The organism is Kitasatospora putterlickiae, from assembly GCF_039527695.1.
Taxonomy (GTDB): Bacteria; Actinomycetota; Actinomycetes; order Streptomycetales; family Streptomycetaceae; genus Kitasatospora; species Kitasatospora putterlickiae.
On sequence record NZ_BAAAKJ010000479.1, the window covers coordinates 5323 to 9100 of the forward strand.

Here is a 3778-nt window from a genome sequence, read left to right on the forward strand (position 1 = left end):
GGCCCCCTCGGGACGTTCAGGACACCGGGTAGCCGATCCCGGCGAGGTCGTCGGCGAGTTCCTCCACATCGAGATCCGGGTTCAGCGCGGACACCACGGCCCCGGTGAGCGGGCGCAGCGCCAGCACATGGGCGACCGCCGCCGGGTCGAGCGACTCCTCCAGCTCGTAGTACTCCTCGGCCCACGCCCGGTACGCCTCCGCCAGGTCCTCGGCGGCGAGCAGGGCGAAGAGCCCCACCCCGCCGGTGGGCGCCGCCGACGGCGCCCGCCACGCGGTGTCCCCGCCCTCGCGCCAGAAGCAGACGGTGGCGAGCGGCACACCGTCCTCCTCCCCGAACGCCGGCTCCTGGACGTGGGAGCGGAAGGCCTCCGGCACCTCCGGGAGCAGCCGCGCCCCCGCGTTCGCCGCGGTGTGGTCGAAGCCCCGCGCGTACACCCCGGCGGCCGAGAAGACCATGAACCAGTCGTCGCCCTCCCCGTCGCGCATCGACGCCGTCTCCTCGCCGTCGCCCCACCGGGAGTCGAACGAGTAGTAGCGGTCCACCCAGTCGGGACCGAGGATCGCCTCCAGCATGGCCACGCCCCGGCAGCGGTCGCGCAGCACGGGGGCGTCGGGCAGGCGGGCGAGGAGTTCGTGCAGGTCAGGGGTGTGGTGGGTGTCGTGCATACCGGTAGTGAAGCAGACGGCACCGACAGCGGGCCTAGCAGGGCGACCGGTAGGGAGCCTCGGGGACGAGCAGCTCCCACACGCCGATGAGGGCGCCACTGGTGGTGTCGCAGATGTGCTCGATCGCCTTCTCGACGCGGAGGTCCCAGAGCCAGGTGGCACCGTTGGCGCTCCCCGCGACGGTGTGGCCGTCGGGGACTGCCCGTTGTAGGAGGCCACCAGGGCCCGCCCGTCCGGCCGGAAGGCGAGCGCGATGAGGGGCGGACCGAGGGGCTGCCCCAGCGCCAGCGGGCCGGTGAACGTGGACGCAGGGCGATCGGTCAGGAGCTGTTGCTCAGCGCGTAGGTGCGGAAGGTGGCCAGCAGTGGCAGGACGTCGGTCTTGCTGGGTTCCTCGGTGACGGCCCGCATGGCGTCGATCACCGCGTGCGCGATCACCTTCACCACGTCGAGGTCGTCCCCGGCGGTCTCGCCCCAGGCGCACAGTGTCCGGGTGAGCAGGGCGCTCATCCGGGCGCCGATGTTGGAGCTCACCGCGTCGGTGAGTTCGGCCAGCTCCTCGTCGGTCATGCTGGAGCGCAGTCCGAAGGCCAGCGCCATCAGCGTGTCCACGGCGTGCTCGCCGTACGCCGCGACCAGGCCGGCGAGCGGTCGCTCGGCCGGCCCCCGCGCGGCCAGCGCGGCCAGGGCCTCGTCGTCGTCCTTCCACGCCGCTTCGAGCGCGGCGAGGGCCCGCAGGGCCTCGTCCACCATCAGGCCATCCGTCATGCGGAGAACCGTATTGACCCCTACCGCGCGCCGGGCCGGGTCGGGCCTGGAACTCACTCGTTCGAGCGACAATTGCGGCATTCCGTCGCGCGGGGGAGGCGTGGACTGGTTGGCTGGCGCCGGCGGTCCGGGGTTCAGGCGGCGCCGTGGGTGGCCGTGAAGGCGGTGGCGTCCCAGTGGCCGTGCAGCGCGGGCGCGAGGAAGGCCGCGGCGAGCGCGGGGAAGTCCGGGGCCCGGCCGGCGTGTTCGGGCAGCGCGCCGAGCAGGGGCGCGCCCGCGACGCGTGGCAGGTCGGCCAGGTTGCAGCGGTCCGCGAGGCCCGGGGTGGCCGGCCAGGAGCCGACCAGTACGCCGAGCAGCGGAAGCCGGCGCGCGGTGAGCGCCTCGGCGGTCAGCGCCGTGGTGCTGAGCGTGCCGAGCCCGGCCGAGGCGACCAGCAACACCTCGGTGGGCAGGCCGAGTTCACGCGTCGCCCGGGCCTGGTCGGCGAGCGTGCGGCCCTGCTCGTCGTAGCGGACCAGCAGTCCGCCCGCGCCCTCGACCAGGACCAGGTCGTGCCGTTCGGCGAGGGTGGCGACCTCCTTCGCCACGTCCTCCGCCGCCAGGCACGGCAGTCCGGACCGGCGGGCGGCCGTGTCGGGCGCCAACGGTTCGGGGTAGCGGGCGAGTTCACGCAGCGTCAGCCGCTCGGGGGCCGGGACGGCGGGACCGGCCAGCCGGCCGACCTCCTCGGCGTCCCCCGGCTCGTCCGGCGCGACGCCGGTCTGCCCGGGCTTGAGCACCGCGACCCGCAGACCGGCGCGCAGCGCGCTCGCGGCGAGGGCCGCCGTGGCGACCGTCTTGCCGACATCGGTGCCCGTCCCCGTCACGAAGAGGACCCTCGGGTCCTCCGGCGCCGTCCCGTTCATCCGGCCACCGCCGCAGCCGTCACGGCCGAGGCGATCCGCGCCACGTCCTCGTCGCCGGTCACGTACGGCGGCATGGTGTAGACGAGGTCCCGGAAGGGGCGCAGCCAGACGCCCTCCCGCGCGGCGGCCGCGGTGGCGGCGGCCATGTCCACCGGGTGGTCCAGCTGCACCACGCCGATCGCGCCGAGCACCCGGACGTCCTTGACGCCGGGCAGCGCGGCCGCGTCCGCCAGCCCCGCCCGCAGTCCGGTCTCGATCCGCTTGACCTCGGTGTGCCAGTCCTGCCCGAGCAGCAGGCCGATCGAGGCGTTGGCGACCGCCGTCGCCAGCGGGTTGCCCATGAACGTCGGCCCGTGGGCGAGGACGGGCATCTCGCCGCGGCTGATGCCGTCGGCGACCTCCGCCGTGCAGAGCGTCGCCGCCAGGGTGAGGTAGCCGCCGGTGAGCGCCTTGCCCAGGCACATCACGTCCGGCGCGACGCCCGCGTGGTCGGCGGCGAACAGCGCGCCGCTGCGGCCGAAGCCGGTGGCGATCTCGTCGAAGACGAGCAGTACGCCGTGCCGGTCGCACAGGTCGCGCAGCATCCGCAGGTAGTCGGCGGAGTGGAAGCGCATTCCGCCCGCGCCCTGCACCACCGGCTCGACGATCACCGCGGCCAGCTCGTCGGCGTGACGCTCCATCAGCTCCTCGAAGGCGCGCACGTACGCGTCGTCGAGCGGGGCGTCGAACCCGGCCGGCGGCTCGGGGGCGAACAGCTGGTCGGGCAGCACCCCGCCCCACAGGTGGTGCATGCCGCCCCGCGGGTCGCACACCGACATCGGGTGGAAGGTGTCCCCGTGGTAGCCGCCGCGCCAGGTCAGCAGCCGCCGCTTGCGCGGCCGGCCCACCGACTGCCAGTACTGCAGGCACATCTTCATCGCGACCTCGACCGAGACCGAGCCCGAGTCGGCCAGGAAGACGTGCCGCAGCGGCTCCGGGGTGATCTCCACCAGCGTGGTGGCGAGCCGGACGGCGGGCTCGTGGGTGAGCCCGCCGAACATGACGTGGCTCATCCGGTCCAGCTGCCCGCGTACCGCCTCGTCGAGCACCGGGTGCCCGTAGCCGTGGATCGCGGCCCACCAGGACGACATGCCGTCGACGAGTTCGCGGTGCCCGCCCGGGGCCGGCGCGGCCAGCCTCAGCCGCACGCCGGAGGCGGACTCCACCACGTACGGGGTGGCGGTGCCCGGCATCGGGCCGTACGGGTGCCAGACGTGCGCCCGGTCGAGCGCGAGCAGGGTGTCCGTGGACAGCTGGGTCATGGGGAGGGGCTTTCCGGGGTGTTCGTGAGGGGGCTCGGTCGCCTGGGGACTCAGGCGTTGGGCGCCAGTTCGGTGCCGGCGCCGCGGCGGCGCACCCGCACCAGGTCGGTGCGCGCTTCGTCGTCCGCCGCCGGG

General features: G+C 74.7%; 4 protein-coding genes. All 4 read right to left on the minus strand.

Features of this window, described 5'->3' with window-relative positions; all coding sequences use genetic code 11:
- Positions 1-16 precede the first annotated feature (16 nt).
- Positions 17-667 (minus strand): hypothetical protein, encoded by a 651-nt coding sequence (locus tag ABD308_RS37375; protein ID WP_344345104.1) that lies wholly within the window; start codon positions 665-667, stop codon positions 17-19.
- 320 nt (positions 668-987) lie between these two features.
- The gene (locus tag ABD308_RS37380; RefSeq protein ID WP_344345107.1) at positions 988-1434 is read right to left on the minus strand and encodes a hypothetical protein; all 447 of its coding nucleotides are present in this window, start codon (positions 1432-1434) and stop codon (positions 988-990) included.
- 134 nt (positions 1435-1568) lie between these two features.
- Positions 1569-2342 (minus strand): dethiobiotin synthase, encoded by a 774-nt coding sequence (bioD, locus tag ABD308_RS37385; protein WP_344345110.1) that lies wholly within the window; start codon positions 2340-2342, stop codon positions 1569-1571.
- Positions 2339-3643 carry an adenosylmethionine--8-amino-7-oxononanoate transaminase gene (locus ABD308_RS37390; RefSeq protein ID WP_344345113.1) on the minus strand — a complete coding sequence of 435 codons (1305 nt, stop codon included), beginning with the start codon at positions 3641-3643 and terminating at the stop codon, positions 2339-2341. The genes bioD and ABD308_RS37390 overlap by 4 nt, the downstream gene beginning before the upstream one ends.
- Between the last annotated feature and the right edge of the window lie 135 nt (positions 3644-3778).

What these genes read in the sequence shown, in the direction of transcription:
- ABD308_RS37380 (WP_344345107.1), bottom strand. Translation starts at nt 1,434, where the DNA reads ATGACGGATGGCCTGATGGTGGACGAGGCCCTGCGGGCCCTCGCCGCG.
- ABD308_RS37375 (WP_344345104.1), bottom strand. Translation starts at nt 667, where the DNA reads ATGCACGACACCCACCACACCCCTGACCTGCACGAACTCCTCGCCCGC.
- bioD (WP_344345110.1), bottom strand. Translation starts at nt 2,342, where the DNA reads ATGAACGGGACGGCGCCGGAGGACCCGAGGGTCCTCTTCGTGACGGGG.
- ABD308_RS37390 (WP_344345113.1), bottom strand. Translation starts at nt 3,643, where the DNA reads ATGACCCAGCTGTCCACGGACACCCTGCTCGCGCTCGACCGGGCGCAC.